The sequence below is a fragment of the Salinibacterium sp. VpJ6 genome (assembly GCF_059767345.1).
The window spans coordinates 1,008,716-1,030,349 of sequence record NZ_JBSOQL010000001.1 but is presented as its reverse complement, the minus strand read 5'-3'; the positions used below and the strand labels follow the sequence as shown (position 1 = coordinate 1,030,349).

The window sequence follows — 21,634 nt, the reverse complement described above, 5'->3', positions numbered from 1 at the left end:
AGAGGCCTCCGGTAACAATTACGTCGCGAGGGGTTGCAAAACTTTAGTTCGTAAAGTTTACTAACAAACATGACAATGGGGTTCACGAACGGAAAAGCGCTACGACCAACAGCAAAAGTGCTGCCCGAACACGCGCGCAATCACAACCGATCGCTTGTGCTTCAAACTCTCTACCGCCAAGGCGAACTCAGCCGCGCGGATATCGCCCGTGAAACGGGCCTGACTCGGGTGACCATCTCCGACCTCGTTGCTGAGCTCATCACTGACGCACTCGTCATCGAGACGGGCCACCGCGAAGGCAGCCGACCAGGCAAGCCCGCCACCATGCTGGAGCTCAACGCTGAAGCCCTCGACATCATTGGCGTCGACCTCAGCGATTACGACACCTTCCGCGGCGCCGTCATGGACATCCACGGGGCGATCCGATACCGCCACGACATTCCTCTCGCCGACAGCAGCGGTGCGGATGCCACAGCCAAAGTTATCGCTCTAGTCGACGCCTTGCTCGCCCACGCCACCCGGCCCGTGCTCGGCATCGGCATCGGCTCTCCGGGAATTGTCGATCTCGGAGGGGTCGTGCTGAGCGCCCCCAACCTCGGATGGAACGACCTGCCCTTGCAGAGCATGGTCGCTGAACGGTTCGAATTACCCGTAGTGGTGGCTAACGACGCGAACGTCGCGGCACTCGCCGAACACAGCTTCGGCGGTGCAGCCAGCGACATGATGCTCGTCAAAGTCGGCCACGGTGTGGGTGCTGGGCTGCTGCTCGGCGGCATCCCTCTCTTCGGAAGCAGCTTCGCTGCAGGCGAGATTGGCCACGTTGTCGTCGGTACCGATGGCGGTATGGATTGTGCCTGCGGCAAGACCGGATGTTTAGAAACGTGGTTAGCAGCGCCGCGCTTGGATGTCGCGCAGGCTGCGGCATCCACCGATGACGAACGAAACACCGTTGTGGCGGAAGCAGGGCAGCGCCTCGGCATTGCCCTTGCTCCCGTCGTGGGCGCGCTCAATCTTTCGGAGATTGTGTTGAGCGGCCCGACCTCCCTACTTGAGGGTGCGTTGAAAGACGCCACCGTCGAGACACTCCGTGCACGGACGATGGCCAAATTCCACGGCGATCTGACGGTGCGGATGACAGCGCTCGGAGAGGACATTGTCATGCGCGGCGCAGCCGTGATGGTGCTCTCCGCGCAATTAGGAGTCTCATAGTCGAGCTCCTGCACCACGAGGTGTCCAGTTTTCCGCTGGCACCATCGCCCTAGGAAAGGAAATACAGTGAGGAAACTCAGCATCGCGGCGCTTGGCGTCGTGGCAGCGTTGACGCTGGCCAGTTGTTCGGCAGGGGATAGCGGCAGCGGCGAAGATGCCACCGCCGACCTGCGCGTGTGGCTGGTCGGAACGGACACTCCCCAAGAGGCCCGTGACTACCTGATCGACACCTTCGAGTCAGAAAACCCCGGCTCAACACTCACCATCGAAGAGCAAGCGTGGGGTGGCCTTGTTGACCTGCTCACGACGAACCTCTCGGGTAGCGACAGCCCCGACATCGTCGAGGTCGGAAACACTCAAGCGGCAGCATTCACGTCGGCGGGCGCATTCCTCGACTTGACTGCTGATTACGATGCTCTCGGTGGCGACGACCTGCTACCGGGCTTCGTTGAGGCGGGTTCGTACGACGACAAGTTCTACGCTCCTCCGCTGTACTCGGGATCACGACTCGTCTTCTATAAGAAAGACGCGCTCGCTGCCGCAGGACTCAGCGTTCCGACCACCCTCGACGAGTACGTTAGCAATGGCGTCGCGCTCGCCGATGCCAACCCGGGCGCATCCGGAATCTGGTGGCCTGGTCAAGACTGGTACAACGCTCTGCCCTTCATCTGGGAGAACGGTGGCGAAGTCGCGACCTTCGAGAGCGACGGCTGGAAGTCGCAGTTCTCCTCGCCCGGATCGATTGCCGGTCTGGAGCAGGTTCAAGATGTGATGCTTAACGCATCGCGGGCCCCCAAGGACGCCAACGAGACCAACCCGCAGGTTGGCTACTGCGAGGGTTCGACGTTGCAGCTCTCGGCTCCCAGCTGGGTGAAGTGGTCGATTCTGGCTCCGCTGGATGCCGAAACCCCCGGCTGCCCCGACGAGGAAGCCAACCTCGGTGTCTACGCGATGCCGGGCAAGGATGGCGGCGCGGCGCAGGTCTTCGCCGGCGGTTCGAACATTGCGGTGTCGGCCAACTCGGCACACCCCGAGCTCGCCAAGAAGGCATTGGCGATCATCCTGAGCGACGAGTTCCAGTCGATCTACGGCGCCAATGGCCTCGTGCCGGCGAAGCTCTCCTTGGCAGACACGCTGGGAACAGATGAGGTTGCTCAGGCGATCGCTGAAGCTGCCGGTGCTGCCCGCCTCACTCCGCCATCGCCCAAGTGGGCTGACGTTGAAGCGTCTGGCGCGTTGACGGACTTCTTCGTGCAGGTCGCTCAGGGTGGCGATGTGACGGCGCTTGCGAAAGAACTGGACGCCACAATCGACGGCATTCTGAACGACTAACCCCTTCGCCGGAGATGGCAGAGGTTACTCACAAAAGGGTGCTCGGCGCGGTCGCGCATGACTGAGCCGAGCACCCGTTTCGTTGCCATCGCCCTAGGAAAAGGTTCGAGGCACAGTTCAATATTAACCGGGAGCTCTTATGTCACCGACCCCCTCTCTCGATGTCGCCCCGGGCGACGTCGATGGGGACCGCCTGATTGCGCCTTCGCAATCTGGCAGTCAGCGCGCGGTCAAGAAACCGCGCGCGCAGTTCACCCCCTATTCCTTGCTCTTTCCTGCCACTGCCGTGTTGGCAGCCGTGGTGGGGTGGCCGCTGATCCAACTCGTGATCATGTCGTTCCAAGAGTTCGGGCGCGCTCAAGTCTTTGGTGCACCGTCGCCGTTCATCGGATTTGATAACTACATTGAGGTTCTGACCGACCAGGCCTTCTGGCTAGTCATGTTCCGCAGCTTCGCTTTTGCAGCGGTGTGCGTCGTCAGCACGATGGTTATGGGCACACTGATTGCCCTGCTCATGTCAGCGCTCGGCAAAGTCATGCGGCTCGTTTTGTCGATCGGCTTACTACTGGCGTGGGCGATGCCCGCCCTGACGGCAACGATCGTGTGGGGGTGGATGTTTGATACTGGCTACGGCGTGGTGAACTACGTTCTCACCCACTGGTTCGGCCTCGATTACATCGGTCATTCGTGGCTGATCGAACCCTTGAGTTTCTTCTTCGTCGCGGCGCTCATTGTGATCTGGGGTGCGATCCCCTTCGTCGTCTTCACCATCTACGCGGGGCTCACTCAGGTGCCCGATGAAGTTATTGAAGCATCGCAGTTGGATGGCGCGGGGCCAGTGCAGCGCTTCCGATTCATCATTTTTCCGTACCTGCGTTCGATCTTTCTGGTGGTTTTCATCCTGCAGATCATTTGGGATCTCCGCGTCTTCACGCAGATTTTCGCCCTCCAAGGAATCGGCGGAATTAAGGATCAGACGTCGACTCTCGGCGTTTACATTTACCAAAATTCGCTGGGCACCGGCGAGTACGGTACGGGTGGCGCAATCGCGGTCATCACGGTGATTGTCATCACGGCGATCTCGTTCTATTACGTGCGTCAAAGCGTTAAGGAGGAAGAGCTGTGAAAAAGGTGCTCTTGAGTGCGATCGCTGCGGTGATCACTGCATTTTCTATTTTCCCTGTCTATTGGATGGTGCAAACCTCGTTCCAGCCGAACAACGAAATTCTGGGTTCCGAAGTCAACTTTTGGCCGCAGAACTTTACCCTGCGTAACTACGAGACGGTGCTCTTCGATGCCACCCGCTCGCAGTTCATGCCGGCTCTCGGCAACTCCATTGTGGTCACCGTCTCGACTGTCGTGATCGCTCTGGTCTTCGCGTTCTTAGCGTCGTTGGCGGTCACTCGCTTTCGATTTAAGAGTCGCAAGGGTTTCATCCTGACCATCCTCATCGTTCAGATGATTCCGGCTGAGGCAATGATCGTCTCCACGTATCGAGTGCTCGATAGTTGGTCGCTGCTCAACACGATTATGGGACTCACGATTGTGTACGTCGCCACGGTTCTGCCATTCACGATCTGGACGTTGCGGGGATTCGTGAACGGAGTGCCGGTCGAGCTCGAAGAGGCTGCCATGATCGACGGCCTGTCACGCTCTGGAGCGTTCTGGCGAATCACCCTGCCGCTGCTTGCGCCGGGCTTGGTCGCAACCGGCGTCTTCGGTTTCATTCAGGCGTGGAATGAGTTCCTGCTCGCCCTTGTGGTGAACTCGCGACCCGAGATGATGACGCTGCCCGTGTGGTTGCGCACCTTCCAGATCGCGAATGGCACGACGAACTGGTCGGCAATTATGGCTGGCTCCACACTCATGGCCATCCCGGTCATTGTGTTCTTCCTGCTGGTTCAGGGGCGCATGACGAGTGGTCTTGTGTCGGGGGCGGTGAAGGGGTGACGTCGCAATATATGGTGGGCGTCGATATCGGCGGTACCAAGACGGATGCCGTCGCTATCGACGCGCACGGAGCGATCGCGGGGCGGGTGCGGGTTCGTTCGGGTATTGGTCCCGACGCGCTCGTGTCCTCGACGATGCTGGCGCTTGCAGAGTTAGCGGGCGAGGTCGGGGTATACACGATTGATTTCACGAGCATTGGGATCGGTATTCCCGGGACGGTAGTGGAAGGTCGTGTCTCGCACGCTCTTAACCTTGCAATTGACGGACTCGACTTCGGCGCCGAACTCGGGGCCCGTCTGGGGCGCAGTGTCAATATCGATAACGATGTGAACGCGGCAGCGCTGGGCGCCTTTCACTTGCTCGAGACGGATCCGAGCCATTCGATGGCCTTCCTCAATTTGGGCACGGGACTCGCAGCGGGTCTCGTACTCGGTGGTCAGCTTTGGCGCGGGTCACGCGGTGCGGCGGGAGAGATCGGGCACGTGCCGATTGATCCGCAGGGCGCTGAATGCCCGTGCGGTCAGCGAGGCTGCCTCGAAACGATGGCGTCGGGCTCGGGAGTGGCGCGCATGTGGCCCACTGACTCTGATCAGCCGACCACTGCACTGTTTGCGGCTGCGGCATCCGGAAACGCCGCGGCGGTGGCCGTGCGAACTCGTCTTGTTGAGAATGTTGCTGCGGCGGTACGGATGCTGATCTTGACGGTCGATGTCGACTCGGTCGTACTCGGTGGGGGAGTCAGCACTCTCGGCGACCTCGTTGCTGACGTTCGTGCAGTGCTGGCACGCTGGGAAAGCACATCGGCGTTCTTGGCCTCAATCGAGTTGAGTAGTCGCGTGCACGGATTGCCGGCCGACTTTCCTGCAGCGGCGGTGGGCGCAGCCATGGTGAGCAGCGAGGCAGGAGGGCAGTGACATGGCAGAAGTAGTGATTGTCGATTCGAAAGAGGCTGCCGGTGAAATCGCTGCCGACCTCATCGAAGTGCTCGTGCGTCGGAGCCCGGATACCGTACTCGGCCTAGCAACCGGGTCGACGCCCTTGACAACGTGGGCTGCGCTCGCGGCTCGAGCCCTAGACCTGTCTGCTGTGCGGGGGTTTGCTCTCGATGAATATGTCGGATTGCCTGCGGGGCATCCCGAAAGCTACCGCTCGGTCATCACCCGAGAGGTCGTCGAACCCCTCGGGTTGACGCCCGAACTCGTGCAGGTGCCGGCCGAGAGCGGCCCGATCGAGACGGCCGGTGCCGACTACGAGCGCGCGATCGTTGCGGCCGGTGGTATTGATCTGCAGATTCTCGGAATCGGGTCGACGGGGCACATCGGCTTCAATGAACCAGGATCATCATTCGCTTCACTCACTCGAGTGAAGACGCTCACGCAGCAGACCAGGCTCGATAACGCTCGCTTCTTCGATTCACCCGACGAGGTGCCCACGCACTGCGTTACGCAGGGGCTCGGCACCATTCAGCGGGCCCGGCATTTGGTGCTGTTGGCGTTCGGGGAGAAGAAGGCGGCGGCGCTCGCGGGAGCCGTCGAGGGGCCGGTGACGGCAAGTCTGCCGGGGTCGGCAATTCAGTTGCACTCCACCGTCACGGTGATTGTTGATGAGGCTGCGGCATCCGAGCTCAAGTTTGCCGACTACTACCGCTACTCCTGGGAGAACCGCCTCGACTGGGAGCGACTGCACTAAAGCTCCAGACTTTACCAGCGAGGCGATGACTCGTGGCGGTACTCCGTGCCATCGTTAGCTCATGACAAATTACGTTGCGCTGCTTCGCGGCATCAATGTGGGTGGCTCGAATGTGATCAGCATGGCCGCACTCAGAGAGTGCTTTGACGATGCGGGTTTCGGTGACGTGCGCACGTACATCCAGAGCGGCAACGTGGTGTTCGCCTCAAAGGCGACGACTAGCGCCGAGCTCGAGGTCACGATCGAGCGGATGCTGCGCGAGCGCTTGGGTGCAGACATTCTCACTGTCGTGAGATCCCGCGACGAGTTCGCGGCGACGGTCGCGGCGGCTCCGAACGATCACGGTTTCGCCGAGTTGCTGAGCGATGTGCTATTTCTCAAGCGGCCTCTCACCGCAGTGGAAGCACTCGCGCTTGTGCCCGAACTCAACGAACAGGTTGACTCTGTCGCAGCAGGCCCAGACGCGCTCTACTTTTCGCGCACGGTCATCGATTCAGCGACATCGCGCATTGACCGCCTGCGAGCTAACCGCCTCTCGAAGCGAATGACGGTGCGCAACTGGCGCACGACCCTCAAGCTTCGTGACTTGCTTGACGGGGACTAGCGGAAGATGATCGTGCGGGCGCCATCGAGCAGCACGCGGTCTTCGGCGAACCACCTCACGGCCTGCGTGAGGGTGCGGCTTTCTTCGTCTTGACCGATCGACCTGAGTTCGCTTGAGGTGCTCGCGTGATCCACGCGCACGACGTTCTGTTCGATGATCGGGCCTTCGTCGAGGTCGCTCGTCACGAAGTGCGCGGTGGCACCGATGAGCTTCACGCCGCGGGCGTGGGCCTGCTTGTAGGGGTTCGCCCCTTTGAAGCCGGGCAAGAAGGAATGGTGGATGTTGATGATCTTGCCGCTCAACTGTTCGCACAGTTCGGGCGAGAGAATCTGCATGTAGCGCGCAAGCACGACGAGTTCGATGTCGTGCTCTTCGACAACTTCGAGGATGCGCTCTTCAAAGGCCAACTTCTGGCCGGGCGTCGTGACGGCGTGCGACTCGAACGGCACCTCATAAAACTCGGCAAGCGAGCCCAAATCGGGGTGGTTGCTCATGATGAGCGGCATCTCGATCGGCAGCTGGCCAGCACGCTGGCGGTAGAGAAGGTCGTTGACGCAGTGTCCAGCCTTGGATGCCAACACGAGGGTGCGCAGCGGGCGCCCCACAACGTCGAGTTGCCATTCCATCGCGTACCGCTCGGTCACGGGAGCGAGGGCTTGCTCGAAGACTTCGCGCGGAGCATCCGACTCCACTTGAAGGCGCATGAAGAAGCGCCCCGTGTCGTCGCTGGAGAACTGTTGCGACTCGGTGATGTTGCCGCCGGCCTCAACGATGGCGCCACTGATGGCGTGAACGATGCCGGGCTTGTCATCACAAGTGAGGGTTACGATCCAGTGCATTGAGGTGGTCACTGATTTAGCGTACCGGTGCTGACGGTAGAGTTAGTCAAACATGAGCACGCCACACACTTCTTCAGCAACTTCATCTCAGGCATTCCCGTGGGCAGGCCTCTTCACTCTCTCGGCGCTGATCTTCACGTCGGTCACGAGCGAATGGTTGCCCACCGGGTTACTGCCGGAGATCGCCGCTGAGCTTTCCGTCTCAGAGTCGCAGGTGGGGTTGCTCATCACGATCTTCGCCGCGACTGTCGTTATCTCTACGGCTCCGCTCGCCGCGCTCACGCGTAACCAGCCCCGCAAGAAGCTCGTCATCATCGTGCTTGTCGTCTTTGTGATCGGCAACCTGCTTGCTGCCGTGGCGCCCAACTATGCGGTGCTCGTGATTGCCCGCATCATCGGTGGGCTGTCGCACGGACTGTTCTGGGCCGTGGTCGGTGCCTACTCGGCTCACCTCGTTCCCCCTCACCAGGTTGGCCGCGCCGTTGCCGTCACGAGTGCGGGCGCGACTGCCGCCTTCGTGCTCGGAGTGCCAGTGGGCACCGCTCTCGGTCACGCCCTCGGCTGGCGCCTCGCCTTCGTCGTGATCGCGATCATCATCGCGGCCCTCACGATCATGGTCGTACGGATTCTGCCGCCGGTCGATCACCAGCAGCCCCTCGCCACCGGCGAGATCTCGATCCCGCTGCGCAAAGACCGGTCCGTTCCCGGCGTCATTTACGTGTGCATCTTGGTCGCTCTCGTGATGCTCGGCCACAACCTCTTCTATACCTACATCGTTCCGTATCTGATCGGCCCGGCCGGAATCGACACCGGTGCCGTCGCCGGCGTACTGCTGATCTTCGGTGCCGCTGGTGCACTCGGTCTCGCGCTCGCAGGCCTCTTGGTCGACCGCTTCCCGCGCAGCATCATCCCCGTCACCGTCGCAATCGTCGCCATCTGCGCCGTGCTGCTCGCTCTGTTCCCCGCCGAGCCCGCCATCATGTTCACCGTCATCGTCGTCTGGGGAACGGCCTTCGGCGGAGTTCCCGCGATGATGCAAACACGACTCTTGCAACTGGCCTCACCCCGCATGCGCGACGTCGGCTCGGCCTACCTCACGACCTCGTTCAACATCGGTATCGGTGGCGGCGCGCTCGTGGGCGGCATCCTGCTCGACAACTACGGGGTCATCTCGTTGCCGTACGTTGACGCCGCCATTCTGGGCGTTGCCGTGGTCTTCGCGATCATCGGCGGCGAACTGCTTAGGCGTCGAGCTGCTCGGACTGCGGCAATTCGCGACCAGCAGCCCACACCGCCCGCACCCTAAAGTCGGCGTCGAGCAACACGGCATCAGCGGCGAATCCGGGAGCGAGCGAGCCCAGGTCGCTCTCGCGCCCAATAGCCCGGGCAGGAACAACGGTGGCCGCGGCAACAGCCTGCGGCACGCTCAAGCTCACTTCGGCGATGGCGCGGCGCACCGCGGCATCCATCGTGAGTGTCGACCCAGCGATCGCGCCGTTGTCGCTGAGGCGCGCAACGCCGTCGGTCACGGTGACGTCGAGCGACCCTAACTCGTAGTGGCCATCGCCAGCGCACGTCGCCGCCATGGCGTCGGTCACAAGCGCAACGCGGCCGGGCGCCGAGGCGAACAGCATTTTGACGACATCCGGATGCACGTGAACGCCGTCATTGATGACCTCAAGAATCATCGACTCGCGACTGATCGCCGCTGCGATCGGGCCGGGCTCACGGTGGTGGATGCCCTTCATCGCGTTGAAAGTGTGGGTGAGCAGTCGGGCGCCAGCATCAATCGCGGCGAGGGTCTGGTCGTAATCGGCTGAAGTGTGCCCGATCGCTACGGCCACTCCGGCCGCGTTCAGCTGTCGAATCGCAGCCAGTCCTCCGTCGAGTTCGGGCGCAATGGTTATTTGCCGTAGGGAGCCGTTCGCTGCTGCCAACAGCTCATCGATTTCGGCAGCGGTGGGGTTGCGCAACACCGCTGCGCTGTGGGCGCCCTTGAATGACTGGTGAAGAAACGGGCCTTCGAGGTGGCTGCCGAGCACGAGTGGGTCGCTTGCCGCAAGCTCGGCGATGGCCGAAAGGTTGGCGACGAGGCGGGTGTGCTCGCCGCTGACGAGGGAGATGACGGAGCGAGTGGTACCGCTCGCGCGGTGCGCGCTGAGCGCGGTGTGGATGGCTTCGGGGCCATCGTCGAAGGCCGAACCATTGCCGCCGTGACAGTGGATGTCGACAAAACCCGGAGTGAGGTAGCTGCGGGCAGCATCCGTCAGCGAGGTCTGCGCGGTGGCGAGGGCTCGCCACTCATCGCCGGTGCCCGTCGCGACGATCGTGTCGTTGTTCCACGCCACCCAGCCATCGGCGAGTACTGCGTTGTCAGTAACGAGCTGAGCAGAGTGGATGATCTGGTGGGTCACGATTTGTTGTTCACTTCGGGCCAGCTCACTTCAGAGACGCGGTTGTAGTTGATCTGTGCGGCATCGAGTCGCGGCGACAAGTCTGCCAGACGCTGAGTGAAGTTTGCCCAGTCGTGCATTTCTCGTGGCGACCATGCAATCTCGGCGGCGGCGATAATGCGCGGAAATACCATGTAGTCGAGATCGCGCAGGTTGTCGATCGTTTCTGTCCAGAGGGGCGCTTCGATGCCCAGGATGTGCTCGTCGGCCACACCCGGCACAATTGCGGCGGGGTCCCAGTGATAAGCATCATGGAGTGTTGTAGGGCCATCGGCCCATTCCAACCCGAGCGGCTCGATTGAGGCATATTTGATGTCGAGATAAATGGCGTCGGCGGGCGACATGATCATGCGACCGCCCTGTTCGATAAATGAGGTAACGCGGGCATCGGCATCCTCTCGCGGTGTGAGGTAGCTCCAGTACTGCCCGATTGTGCCGTGGGGCAGTTCGTGGCTGCGTCCCATTTCGTGCCAGCCGATGAGTGTCTTACCGTGGCTGGCAGCGATGTGAGTCGCTCGTGCGATGAAGTACAGATAGTCATCATCGCTCGTCGCGAGTGATTCGTCGCCGCCCAAGTGGAGATAGGGCCCCGGAGTGAGGGCGCTGACTTCGCGAAAGACGTCATCCAGAAATTGGTAGGTCACTTCCGAGCGAATTGCGAGTGAGCTAAAACCCACTTCGATGCCGGTGTACGGCGCGGGGGCAGTGCCGCTCGCGTTGAGTTCGGGGTAGGCGGCCAGAGCGGCGTTGGTGTGGCCGGGAATATCGATTTCGGGCACGATGGTGATGTAGCGGGATGCCGCATACGCGATGATCTCGGCGTAGTCGGCCGCGCTATAAAAGCCACCGCTGCCGCCACCGACCGCTGTCGTTGCGCCGAGAGCAGTGAGCTGGGGCCACGACTCGATGTGCAGCCGCCATCCCTGATCGTCGGTGAGATGTAAGTGCAGCACATTGAGCTTGAGCAACGCCATCCGGTCGATATAGCGCTGTACCTCAGCGACGGAGAAGAAGTGGCGAGCCACGTCGAGCATCGCGCCGCGGTAGGCGAATCGAGGGTAATCGCTGATCTCCACGCCGCGCACGTGCCACGGGCCTGGCTGTGCTGTCGTGGCCTCGATCGCGGAGGGAAGCAGCTGACGCAGGGTCTGTACGCCAGCGAAGAGGTGGGCCGCGTCGTCCGCGCGTATTTCGATGCGGTCATCGCGCACGGTCAAGAGGTAACCCGCGACGGGGAGCGCTGTGTCGCCGATGGTGAGGGAAATCATGGACGACGCGGAGTCGGTGGAGCCGCGGTCGCTGCCGGCGTCGCCATCGGTGCGGAGGGGGAAGTCAAAGCCCGTGGCGGGGCGAAGCGCTTGCGACAGATAGCGAGCGACATCGACGGCTGATCCAGAACTGTGGATGCTCGTCGTCGCTGTCAGCTCGAATTGGCTCGAGGTGGCGCGGATGTGTACGGGGGCAGGCATCACAGGGAGAGTCGTCATTGATTTCCATTCAGCAGAGGGTTTGTCAGGTGTCCTAACTAACTGCTGTCAATTCTTGCAGGTTCTCGCTACCTTCACCAGCACGCGGTAGATTGAGAGGTATCCACCACCTGTCGCAAGGAGATCATCTGTGTCCTCGTTCCTTTCGCCTCTTTCTGAGGTAGACCCCGAGATCGCTGCGGTGCTCGCTCAAGAGCTCGACCGCCAGCGCAATACGCTTGAGATGATCGCGAGTGAGAACTTTGTTCCGCGCGCTGTTCTCGAGGCGCAGGGCTCGGTTCTCACCAACAAGTACGCCGAGGGTTACCCGGGGCGTCGCTACTACGGTGGATGCGAATTCGTTGACGTTGCAGAGAAGCTCGCTATCGAGCGCGCCAAGAGCCTGTTCGGTTCGGCGTACGCCAACGTTCAGCCTCACTCGGGAGCTTCGGCTAACGCTGCCGTGCTGTCGGCTATCGCTCAGCCCGGCGACCGCATCCTCGGCCTCTCGCTCGACCACGGTGGACACCTCACGCACGGCATGCGCTTGAACTTCTCGGGCAAGCTTTACGAAGCTCACGCGTACGGAGTTAACGAAGAGACCGGCGTTCTTGACATGGCGGATGTTCGTGCCAAGGCCCTTGAGGTCAAGCCTCACGTCATCATCGCTGGCTGGTCGGCGTACACCCGCCAGCTCGACTTCGCTGAGTTCCGTTCGATCGCTGACGAGGTCGGAGCCGTGCTCTGGGTCGACATGGCGCACTTCGCCGGACTCGTTGCCGCAGGCCTGCACCCCAACCCCGTTCCCTTTGCGGATGTCGTGTCGTCGACCGTTCACAAGACCATCGGCGGTCCTCGCTCGGGCTTCATCCTCACCAACAACGTTGACATCGCTAAGAAGATCAACTCCAACGTGTTCCCCGGTCAACAGGGTGGACCGCTCATGCACGTGATCGCCGCTAAGGCGACCGCATTCATGCTCGCGGCATCCGACGATTTCAAGGACCGCCAGGAGCGCACCCTTCGTGGCGCCAAGCTTCTCGCTGAGCGTCTCGTTCAAGACGACATGACCTCGCTTGGCGTCGACGTTCTCACGGGCGGCACCGACGTGCACCTTGTACTCGTTGACCTGCGCAAGTCTGAGATCAACGGTCAAGAGGGTGAAGACCTGCTGCACTCTGTGGGTATCACTGTGAACCGCAACTCGGTTCCCGCTGACCCGCGCCCGCCCATGACCACCTCGGGGTTGCGCATCGGTACGCCGGCGCTCGCCACTCGTGGTTTCGGCGATGTTGAGTTCACCGAGGTTGCCGACATCATCGCCGAGGCCCTCAAGCCCGGTGCCGACACGGCTGCGCTCAGCGCCCGCGTTCGCGCGCTCGCCGACGCCTTCCCGCTCTACGAAGGTCTCGAAAGCCCCGGTAGCTGGGCCTAAAGAACCCAGAACCGGGCTGAAACAGCCTGAAGCTCAAGAGCCCATCACCGTGTGAACTCGGAGGTGGGCTCTTTAGCGTTTAATGGAGATGGCAGTTGTGTAGGTGGCCGATCAGCGCATGGGCCCGATTCGAACGGAAAACGATGACCGCAGTAAAGCTTGATGGTGTCGCTACGGCCACCGCCGTAAAGAACGAACTGCGCGAGCGCGTGGATGCCCTGAAGGCTCGCGGCATCACTCCGGGCCTCGGCACCCTTCTCGTGGGCGATGACCCCGGAAGTCGTTCCTACGTAGCAGGCAAGCACCGCGACTGCGCCGAAGTGGGCATCGAATCTATTCGCGTTGATCTGCCAGCCACGGCATCCGCTGACGATGTTCGGGATGCGATCGTTGCGCTCAACGAGAACCCCGCCGTCACCGGCTACATCATTCAGCTGCCGCTGCCGGCCGGTCTCGATGAGAACGCGATGCTCGAACTCATGGACCCCGCTAAAGATGCGGATGGCCTGCACCCCACCAACCTCGGCCGCCTCGTGCTGGGCGTGGGCACGAAGCTCGATTCGCCATTGCCCTGCACCCCGGCCGGAATCGTCGAGATGCTGGAACGCTATGACGTTCCCATCGCAGGTAAGCACGTTGTTGTTGTCGGTCGCGGCCTGACGGTCGGTCGCCCGATCGGGCTGCTCCTCACGAACAAGGGACTGGATGCCACAGTCACCCTCACCCATTCCCGCACCACCCAGCTCGAAACTCACGTTCGCCAGGCAGACATCGTGGTTGCCGCTGTCGGCTCCGCCGCGCTGATTCGCCCCGAGTGGATCAAGCCGGGCGCTGCCGTGCTCGATGTCGGAATCACTCGCGTGATCGACGAGGCAACTGGCAAGGGCCGTCTCGTCGGAGACGTCGACCCCGCTGTTGCTGAGATTGCCGGTTACCTCTCGCCGATGCCCGGTGGCGTTGGCCCCATGACGCGCGCGATGCTCGTGAAGAACGTCGTCGACGCGGCCGAGCGGCTCTAAGAGTGGCCGAGGAGTCGGCGCAGAAGCCTTCCGCGCCCAAGCTGCAGCACGTGTCGCGACCGCAGGGTGTGCCTCGTAAACCGCGCAAGCGTCGCTTTCCGTGGCCCCGCGTGTGGGTCTGGGCAGGCGTGATCGTTGGCGCAGCGTTTGCCGTTGCGCTCGTTCTGAAGCTCGTCGGATAGCTGCTGCCTGCTGCTTTCCGCTAGCGGTCGCGCAACGCTCCCATCGACGGAGACACTGCGGTGACGGTCGGTTGGCCCCACGCGTGCTCGGCGAAGGCTCCATCGAGAGCTACCCGTACCCGCGATGCCGTGTCGGTGTCGACGAGAGCGACGGCCACTCCGCTGAAGGGGCGGCCGAGCATCCGCGCGCCTAAAGCACCGGCGGCCAGAGCTGTTTCGACGGCGAGGTCGATCTCGGTGGTCGAGATTCCGTAGTCGTCGCGCAGGCTCGCGTGTGAGGCGTCGAGCAGGGCGCCGAGCAGTCGTGGGGTCTCGTCGCGAATGGCGAGAGCCGCGTCGCGCACCCGCTGGTTTTCGGTGACGGTGTGGAGGGTGCGGCGCACTTCGTCATCCGCGATCGCTGTGTCGAGCGCATCGGCGGTGGGAGCGTCGGTGTCAATCACGAGAAGCTCGAGGCCGGCGGTCTGCCAGTCGAGGGGGAGTGGCTCGGGGCGCGTTTCACCCTCCAAGCGCACGAGGGCGTGGTCGTCGAGAGCGAAGACGCTCGCGGCAACGTCGGGGTGCTCGGCAAGGTGAGCGGTGTGCTCGCCGAGGTTCCACAGGTCGCTGAGTGCAAGTGCCAGCGCCGCCTCGAGTGCTGCCGACGAGCCGAGACCCGCGCCCACAGGCACGGTGGTGTCGATGAACACGTCAACGCCGGTGAGTGCCGCCGCAGCGTCGGATGCCTCCAGCACCTCCTGCACGATACCGAGCGCGATGCGACTCCAGCCCTGCACCTCGGTGGAGGCCAGCTCGTCGAGCTCGATCGTGACGAGTTCATCCACGAGGGCGCTCGCGATGCGCACGGTGCGGTCGGAGCGAGTGGATGCCGCCAACACCGTACGGCGGTTGATGGCCACGGCCAGTTCGGCATCCGTCTCGGGGCTAGCGGCAGTGCCCAGCAGCGTGAGGCGGCCGGGAGCGGACCAGACGCCGGCGGCGGGGTGACCGAACACGGCCTCGAAGTCGTAGAGAACGTCATCGCGAATATCTGACATGGGTGCTTCCTTGGTTGTGGCTGGTGCGCCGGTAGGCTGTTGCGGTGAGCACGCCTACAGGAACCCAGTACATCATCACTCGAGCCACTGAGCAGGGTGAAGCGCGAGCGACCATCACCGAACTTGCCGCCTCGCTGCGAGAGTTCAGCATCGGCGGGGTCGATCTTGTAGAGTCCTACGCCGAATCGGCGATGCCGCCCTTCGCTGACGGCATCGTGTTGGTGCCGTGGCCGAATCGCATTGAAGACGGCACGTGGATGCTCGATGGCGAGCCGCAGACTCTCGACATCACGGAGCGCGACCGCAACAATTCCATTCACGGACTGCTGCGCAATACCGGCTACTCGCTGATCGAACGCACGGAAGGCTCGGTCACCCTCGGCGCGACGATCTTCCCGCAGCACGGTTACCCCTTCCACGTGCACACCACCGTGCGCTACGAACTCGTAGAGGGTGGGCTGAGCGTCAGCCACACCGCTACAAACCTTTCGGATGCTGCAGCCCCGTATGCGCTCGGAACCCACCCGTTCTTCAAGATCGGTGACACTCCCATCGCGGAACTAACTCTCACGATGACCGCCGCCACTCGCTTCGAATCGAATGAGCGCCTCATCCCGACGGCGGAAGTTGCTGTGCCCGGAACGGACTTCGACCTGAGTACTGGGCGCCCGGTCGGCGAACTCGACCTCGATATGGCATTCGCCGGCGTCGAGGTTGTCGATGGCGTCGCCGCTCGCCTCACCGCGCCTGATGGCCGCGAAGTGCGCGTGACCGTCGACGAGAACTTCGACTTCGTTCAGTTGTTCACGCCGCGCAACTTTCCGACCCTCACCGGCATCGGCCAGGTCGTCGCGATCGAGCCGATGACGGCCGCCCCCAACGCTTTCAACACGGGTCGCGGATTGCTGTGGCTTGAGCCCGGCGTCGAGTTCGCTGCAACCTGGGGCGTCGAGTTCTCGGCATGAAACAGCCCGACCCGACCGCAACACCCCGAGCCCGCGATGTGCGGCGGTGGCGACGCTACCTTGCCGCCGAACGCGCCGAAGCGGCCGTCTATCGCGATCTGGCATCCCGCCGCACCGGCGAAGAGCGCGAGATCCTTCTGGCGCTCGCCGCTGCCGAAAAACGCCACGAAGATCACTGGATGACGTTGCTGGGGGAGCAGGTCGGTCGCCCGCTTCCTACCGACCCGCGAACTCGGATGCTCGGCTTCTTGGCCCGACGCTTTGGCTCAGTTTTCGTGCTCGCCCTTGCCCAACGCGCCGAGTCACGGTCGCCTTATCTGGATGACGACGACGCGACCGACACAATGGCCGCCGACGAAGCCGTGCACGAAGAGGTCGTTCGCGCGCTCGCAACTCGCGGGCGTCAACGCCTCTCGGGAACGTTCCGTGCCGCCGTGTTCGGAGCGAACGACGGGCTCGTCTCCAACCTCGCCCTCGTGCTCGGCATGAGTGCTGCCGGGCTCCCCAACGCTGTCGTGCTGCTGTCGGGTGTCGCCGGGCTCCTCGCCGGAGCCCTCTCGATGGCCGCGGGCGAATACGTGTCGGTGCGCTCGCAGCTTGAACTCGAGAACGCGGCAGCACACGGACCGGTAGCGGTGGACTCGGTCACCCACCTCGACGTCGACGAAAACGAGCTGGCGCTCGTCTACCGCGCTCGCGGCATGAGCACGCACGAAGCCGAGCTGCACGCCGCTGAAGTGCTCGCCGGCCGCACCACGGAAGCCGCGACCGCGACAGCCGAGCACAACCCGATCGGTTCGGCTCTGGGGGCTGCGGCATCCAGCTTCTGTTTCTTTGCGTCAGGCGCGGTTATTCCAGTTCTGCCGTACCTGTTCGGAGCAGAGGGGCTCACTGCGGTAGTGATCGCCTCGGTTCTTGTCGGCATTGCCTTGATCATCACAGGCTCAATTGTTGGCCTGCTTTCCGGCGCCTCACCCCTCAAGCGGGCCCTGCGCCAACTCGCGATTGGCTATGGAGCTGCTGCGGCAACGTACCTACTAGGGCTACTATTCGGGGTAAGTCTCGGCTAAACCCCGGAGGTCGCAATGGCTGCAGCACTCATCGTTGTCGATGTACAGCAAGGTTTTGATGATGCTGCCTACTGGGGGCCTCGCAATAACCCCGACTGCGAATCCAACATTGGAATGCTCATCGGGCATTGGCGCCGCGAAGGCTGGCCCATCGTCTATGTGCGGCACGATTCCGACGACGAGACCTCACCGCTGCATCCAAGTTCTGCGGGCAACGCCTTCAAAGAGCTGCTGTCGGGCACTCCCGATTTGCTCGTAACCAAGAGTGTGAATTCGAGTTTTCATGGCAGCCCCGACCTCGACGAGTGGCTGAAAGCATCCGCGATCGAGTCGATTGTCATCTGCGGAATTACCACCAACCACTGCTGCGAAACCACGGCGCGCGTGGGCGGTAACCTCGGCTATGACGTGACATTTGTGATCGATGCGACGCACACCTTCGACCGGGATGGCCCCTTCGGTGAAGAAGTGGCCGCCGATGAACTCTCGCGCATCACCGGAGTGAACGTGCACGATGAGTTTGGCAGGGTCGCATTGACCCGCGACTTGGTCGGCCCCGGGTCGAGCGCTGGCTATGGCGGAGTGGTGATCTAGAGCAGGTTGCTGCGCGCGCGAAGCGACCGATTCTCAGTGGTTCGGGCTATTCTCAAAGGAGCTAACGGCATCCGTTTTCGGATGTTGGGCATTTCAGCCAGGCTCGAACATTGGGGCCACCATGATTGACCATGTTTCTTCTCCCGCCGTAGTCGGTCGCGACGATGTCGTCTTGCACGATGGACTGCTTGCTCTCAGCAACAGCACCCTCACGCCGCGTGAAGCCGTGCGCGAAGATTTGCTGTTTGTGCGCCGCATGCTCGACGCCGCCGAGATCCCCTTTGTGATGGTGCGCGGTGAAGACGAGACTCCCGTACTTGCGATTGATACCAAGGACCGCAAGGGGCTGCGCCTCGCACTCATCGCCGCCTGCCAGAGCGAGCCCTTCTACGTGAAGCCGGCGCGCATCAAGTCGAACGGCAAGCGCGTTCCGTCCGATGAGCGAGACACCCCGGTGCTGGTCGCGGATGGCGTACTCACGCCGGTAATCAAAGCTAAGGCGTTCGTGATTTTTCGACCCCGCGTCGAGCCTGCCGGCCGCCTGCGCTTTGACGAGCCTTTTGGTGTGCGTATCGAACTGTGGGAGTACATGCGCAACGAGGTTGTTGCTCCGAACCCGAACGCGCTCATGCGCCGCTGGCTGCCGAGTAACGAAGCCATCAACGACACCGTTGAGTTGCACGGTGAAAGCTGGCCGACGCTTCGGGGAATGTTTGACCAGCTTGCCCACGACATCCCCTTCGAAATCGACCTCGTGTTCTCGTGGGTCGATGGCGCTGAAGTGGAATGGCAGAAGGCGCGTGCTGCCCGTATGGCCAACTTCGTGGTCGGCGAGGGTGATGATTCCGAGGCGCGCTTTAGGCAGCTCGACGAACTCAAGTACGCCCTGCGCTCGGTGCACCAGTACGCGCCTTGGATTCGCAACATCTACATCGCCACCGACTCGCCGCGCCCCAAGTGGCTAGCCGAGCACCCGCGCGTCACGCTCATGCGCAGCGAAGACTTCTTTGAGCGCCCCGAAGACCTGCCCACCCACAACTCGCACGCGGTCGAAAGCCAGTTGCACAACATCCCCGGAATCAGCGAGCATTTTCTGTATTCCAACGACGACATGTTCTTTGGTCGTCACGTGAGCCCCTCGATGTTTTACTCGCCGGGCGGCATCTCCAAGTTCATCGAGGCACGAACGCGTATTGGTCTTGGCGAGAGCAGCTTGCAACGCTCTGGTTTCGAGAATGCGGCGCGCGTTAATCGTCGACTGCTGCAGCAGAAGTTTGGTGCGACCATCACGCGTCACCTCGAGCACGCGGCAACCCCGCTACGCGTTTCGGTGATGCGCGAGCTCGAGGCAGAGTTCCCCGACGACTTCGCACGCACGAGTGCCAGCGCGTTCCGTCAGGCGACCGACATCTCAGTCACCAACTCGCTGTACCACTACTACGCGCTGCTGAGCGGAAAAGCGATCGTGCAAACGGATGCCAAAGTGAAGTACGTAGACACGACATCCATTGAAGGGCTGCGCAAGATGCGCTCGCTGCTGCGCAAGCGCTCGAGCGACTTCTTCTGTCTGAACGATGGCAGCTTCCCCGAGATTTCAGCGGAGGACCGTGCTGCTGCGGTGCGCTCGTTCCTCGATGAGTACTACCCGATTCCGGCGCCGTGGGAGTTGTCCGAAGCCGAGTAGGGCAGCGCGGAGCTGCGGTTACTTGTGAGCAGTCGCGGCCGTCGGTGCGGTGAGCGAGGTTACGCGGCCTGCGTGCTGGGCACAACGTGAGGGTTCACGGGCGGCGGAATTGTAATTCCGTCGCGCTCGAGAATCGCCGCCGTTTCTTCTGGCGTGACATACGAGAGGCTCCCGTAGTCGCCGAGAGGAACGACCGAGTGCATCACGGTTTCGTCGTAGACGTGCACCAGATTGAATGACTGGGCGCCATCCCGACCGCGGGTGCCGCCGACGGGCACGTTGAGGTCTTGCGTGTAGCAGGTGGCCGACGCGACTGACACGGGGATCCCCGCGAAGAGCGCGGTCGTTGAGTAGTGCAGGTGACCGGCGATGATGCTGCGGATGTCGCTGCCGCGGATCACCGCGGCGAGCTCCTTTTGAGAGCGCAGTTCGACGGTCACGGCAAGATCGAGAACCGTGGGCACCGGCGGGTGGTGCATCGCGAGGATGGTGCCGTGGGGTGCCGGGGTAGCGAGTTCGTTCTGCAACCACAGCAGTTGGGCATCCGAAATATCGCCATGATGTTCGCCGGGAACGGTTGAGTCGAGCGCAATGATGCGCAACCCGTTGACGTCGATTACGCGGTCGATGGGCGCGGTGGTGGCGGGTTCATCGAGAAGAGTCGTGGTGAAGGTGCTGCGGTCGTCGTGGTTGCCCATGACCCACACCACTTGCGCTCCGAGGCGATCGGCTACAGGTTCGACGATCTCGCGGAGCGCACGGTAGGCCTCAGCTTCGCCCTTATCGGCGAGGTCGCCAGTGATGATGATTGCTTCGGGGCGAGAACCGGATGCTTCCAGTTCAGCGAACAATTGCCGCAGCTTGGTCTCGCTGTCGAGGCTGTCGTAGAGGCGCCGCCCATCGGCCAGAAGGTGCACGTCGCTGAGATGTAACACGTAATGGTCGGGTCGAGGATACTGCGACACGTAGCCGGTCATAGGCGTAGTCCAGCACTCCAACATGGACGCGCGGTGAACATCCTGCGGCAAGTTGCGCGCCGTCCCCCGGTTTCTGCGGATCGGGGTCGCCCAGCGTGACCCGGTTTGGGGGCGTGCTTGGTGTTCGAATGTTCACTGTGTGCGCCACTCGTCGTTTCGTCCGCAGGCGCATCGTGCGCCGTCGCCCGTCTTGGGGGCCGCGGCGCGCTTCGCAAACGAGATAGCCTCGGTTTGATGGCGCTCGGGGGAGTGCTCGTGGGGGAAGAATGACTAACGAAGTTCACGCTGTGCAGCCCGAATCTCCGGCGAGGGTAGCGAGCGATCTGATCGAGCGGCCTGCGGCGTACTCGGTCATCGAAGAGTTGTTCCGGGTTCAAGAAACGATGGAGCCGCACAACGTTCTTCACCAGTTGTTTGGATTTCGTCCCGTGCATCCGCACGCTCAAAGCTGGTTTTCGGGAGCGATTGGCGAACGCAAAGTTGGCGATCTCCTTCTGCAGCTCGGCCCGGAGTGGGCTATTCTCCATGCAGTTCCAGTCGGCAAGGGCGACAGCGATATCGACCACGTGGTTATCGGCCCAGCCGGTGTCTTCACGATCAACACCAAACGACACCTGGGAAAGAAGATCTGGGTCGGTGAGCGAATGCTTATGGTTGCTGGCCAGAAAACAGACCACCTTCGTAACTCTCGCCACGAGGCCAAGCGCGCTGCCAAACTGCTAACGACAGCCACAGGAATCCATGTCGACGTGCACGCGGTCTTAGCGATTGTCGAGCCAGCATCGTTCACTTTTCGGCAGCGCCCGCAGGACGTGAGCGTTATGGATGCCCGCCGGCTGCCCCGCTGGTTGAAACGGCGCAGGGCAGTGTTGGCCCCTGATGAGCTCGCGTCAATTATTGATGCCGCGACTGAGGCGCGTACTTGGCATCCGACCGCAGATCTCTCGATCGATCCGAGCTATCTTTCGAAATTCCGTGAACTCGAGCGCAAGGATAGGCAGGCTTACTTGGTGCGGCTCGCATGGGCGCTCGCTCTTGCCGTCGCAGCCGGGCTGGGCTCCATTTCAGTTCTCATTTCATTCATCGCAGGCCTCTAGAGACCAGCGCGTCTGCGGCCGAAAGATCCGGG

General features: G+C 62.2%; 21 protein-coding genes. 16 read left to right on the top strand and 5 right to left on the bottom strand.

The features are described from left to right. The first annotated feature begins 75 nt into the window (after positions 1-75). From ACWTV1_RS05075 to ACWTV1_RS05045, 7 genes are all read left to right on the top strand, one after another. The gene (locus ACWTV1_RS05075) at positions 76-1,209 is read left to right on the top strand and encodes an ROK family transcriptional regulator (protein ID WP_498505028.1); all 1,134 of its coding nucleotides are present in this window, start codon (positions 76-78) and stop codon (positions 1,207-1,209) included. A gap of 66 nt (positions 1,210-1,275) precedes the next feature. Continuing rightward, on the top strand, positions 1,276-2,541 hold the full coding sequence (locus ACWTV1_RS05070) for an extracellular solute-binding protein (RefSeq protein WP_498504370.1): 1,266 nt from the start codon (positions 1,276-1,278) through the stop codon (positions 2,539-2,541). Between the two features lie 139 nt (positions 2,542-2,680). After that, the gene (locus tag ACWTV1_RS05065) at positions 2,681-3,667 is read left to right on the top strand and encodes a carbohydrate ABC transporter permease (protein ID WP_498504369.1); all 987 of its coding nucleotides are present in this window, start codon (positions 2,681-2,683) and stop codon (positions 3,665-3,667) included. Next, positions 3,664-4,491, top strand: coding sequence for a carbohydrate ABC transporter permease (locus ACWTV1_RS05060; RefSeq protein WP_498504368.1), 828 nt, complete (start codon positions 3,664-3,666; stop codon positions 4,489-4,491). Before ACWTV1_RS05065 ends, ACWTV1_RS05060 begins: the two co-directional genes overlap by 4 nt. Then, a complete protein-coding gene (locus ACWTV1_RS05055; RefSeq protein WP_498504367.1) occupies positions 4,488-5,405 on the top strand; it encodes an ROK family protein in 918 nt (305 codons plus the stop codon). The genes ACWTV1_RS05060 and ACWTV1_RS05055 overlap by 4 nt, the downstream gene beginning before the upstream one ends. Position 5,406: 1 nt before the next feature. Continuing rightward, positions 5,407-6,180 carry a glucosamine-6-phosphate deaminase gene (locus ACWTV1_RS05050; protein WP_498504366.1) on the top strand — a complete coding sequence of 258 codons (774 nt, stop codon included), beginning with the start codon at positions 5,407-5,409 and terminating at the stop codon, positions 6,178-6,180. Between the two features lie 61 nt (positions 6,181-6,241). Further along, positions 6,242-6,784 (top strand): DUF1697 domain-containing protein, encoded by a 543-nt coding sequence (locus ACWTV1_RS05045; protein WP_498504365.1) that lies wholly within the window; start codon positions 6,242-6,244, stop codon positions 6,782-6,784. Here ACWTV1_RS05045 and purU read toward each other — a convergent pair. Continuing rightward, the gene (purU, locus tag ACWTV1_RS05040) at positions 6,781-7,623 is read right to left on the bottom strand and encodes a formyltetrahydrofolate deformylase (RefSeq protein WP_498505027.1); all 843 of its coding nucleotides are present in this window, start codon (positions 7,621-7,623) and stop codon (positions 6,781-6,783) included. The genes ACWTV1_RS05045 and purU overlap by 4 nt on opposite strands. 52 nt (positions 7,624-7,675) lie before the next feature. Between purU and ACWTV1_RS05035 the strand changes: the two genes are divergently transcribed. Then, complete coding sequence (locus ACWTV1_RS05035; protein ID WP_498504364.1) at positions 7,676-8,929, top strand: MFS transporter; 1,254 nt, start codon at positions 7,676-7,678, stop codon at positions 8,927-8,929. Here the strand turns inward: ACWTV1_RS05035 and nagA are convergent. Together nagA and ACWTV1_RS05025 are read right to left on the bottom strand one after the other, a co-directional pair. Then, positions 8,865-10,037 (bottom strand): N-acetylglucosamine-6-phosphate deacetylase, encoded by a 1,173-nt coding sequence (nagA, locus tag ACWTV1_RS05030; RefSeq protein ID WP_498504363.1) that lies wholly within the window; start codon positions 10,035-10,037, stop codon positions 8,865-8,867. The genes ACWTV1_RS05035 and nagA overlap by 65 nt on opposite strands. Then, positions 10,034-11,563, bottom strand: a complete 1,530-nt coding sequence (locus tag ACWTV1_RS05025) for a beta-N-acetylhexosaminidase (RefSeq protein WP_498504362.1) — start codon at positions 11,561-11,563, stop codon at positions 10,034-10,036. Before ACWTV1_RS05025 ends, nagA begins: the two co-directional genes overlap by 4 nt. A gap of 130 nt (positions 11,564-11,693) precedes the next feature. On the opposite strand from ACWTV1_RS05025, the gene glyA reads away from it, so the two are divergent. The 3 genes from glyA to ACWTV1_RS05010 all read left to right on the top strand — a co-directional run bounded on the left by glyA (position 11,694) and on the right by ACWTV1_RS05010 (position 14,178). Beyond that, positions 11,694-12,977, top strand: a complete 1,284-nt coding sequence (gene glyA / locus ACWTV1_RS05020; protein WP_100388308.1) for a serine hydroxymethyltransferase — start codon at positions 11,694-11,696, stop codon at positions 12,975-12,977. A gap of 143 nt (positions 12,978-13,120) precedes the next feature. After that, positions 13,121-13,996 carry a bifunctional methylenetetrahydrofolate dehydrogenase/methenyltetrahydrofolate cyclohydrolase gene (locus ACWTV1_RS05015; RefSeq protein WP_100388309.1) on the top strand — a complete coding sequence of 292 codons (876 nt, stop codon included), beginning with the start codon at positions 13,121-13,123 and terminating at the stop codon, positions 13,994-13,996. Between the two features lie 2 nt (positions 13,997-13,998). Next, complete coding sequence (locus ACWTV1_RS05010) at positions 13,999-14,178, top strand: hypothetical protein (RefSeq protein ID WP_498504361.1); 180 nt, start codon at positions 13,999-14,001, stop codon at positions 14,176-14,178. Positions 14,179-14,198: 20 nt separating this feature from the next. Here ACWTV1_RS05010 and ACWTV1_RS05005 read toward each other — a convergent pair whose 3' ends face one another. After that, positions 14,199-15,215, bottom strand: a complete 1,017-nt coding sequence (locus ACWTV1_RS05005) for a galactokinase (protein WP_498504360.1) — start codon at positions 15,213-15,215, stop codon at positions 14,199-14,201. A gap of 44 nt (positions 15,216-15,259) precedes the next feature. Here ACWTV1_RS05005 and ACWTV1_RS05000 point away from each other — a divergent pair, with 44 nt between their 5' ends. From ACWTV1_RS05000 to ACWTV1_RS04985, 4 genes are all read left to right on the top strand, one after another. After that, on the top strand, positions 15,260-16,180 hold the full coding sequence (locus ACWTV1_RS05000) for an aldose 1-epimerase family protein (RefSeq protein WP_498504359.1): 921 nt from the start codon (positions 15,260-15,262) through the stop codon (positions 16,178-16,180). Further along, on the top strand, positions 16,177-17,250 hold the full coding sequence (locus ACWTV1_RS04995) for a VIT1/CCC1 transporter family protein (protein ID WP_498504358.1): 1,074 nt from the start codon (positions 16,177-16,179) through the stop codon (positions 17,248-17,250). Before ACWTV1_RS05000 ends, ACWTV1_RS04995 begins: the two co-directional genes overlap by 4 nt. Positions 17,251-17,265: 15 nt before the next feature. Continuing rightward, positions 17,266-17,844: a cysteine hydrolase family protein gene (locus ACWTV1_RS04990; protein WP_100388313.1), complete on the top strand. Its 579-nt coding sequence runs from the start codon at positions 17,266-17,268 to the stop codon at positions 17,842-17,844. 121 nt (positions 17,845-17,965) lie between these two features. Continuing rightward, a complete protein-coding gene (locus tag ACWTV1_RS04985) occupies positions 17,966-19,528 on the top strand; it encodes a stealth family protein (protein WP_498504357.1) in 1,563 nt (520 codons plus the stop codon). A 59-nt stretch (positions 19,529-19,587) separates the two neighbouring features. Here ACWTV1_RS04985 and ACWTV1_RS04980 read toward each other — a convergent pair whose 3' ends face one another. After that, positions 19,588-20,505 carry a phosphodiesterase gene (locus ACWTV1_RS04980; RefSeq protein ID WP_498504356.1) on the bottom strand — a complete coding sequence of 306 codons (918 nt, stop codon included), beginning with the start codon at positions 20,503-20,505 and terminating at the stop codon, positions 19,588-19,590. A gap of 266 nt (positions 20,506-20,771) precedes the next feature. On the opposite strand from ACWTV1_RS04980, the gene ACWTV1_RS04975 reads away from it, so the two are divergent. Then, positions 20,772-21,602 (top strand): nuclease-related domain-containing protein, encoded by an 831-nt coding sequence (locus tag ACWTV1_RS04975; RefSeq protein WP_498504355.1) that lies wholly within the window; start codon positions 20,772-20,774, stop codon positions 21,600-21,602. Positions 21,603-21,634 lie beyond the last annotated feature (32 nt).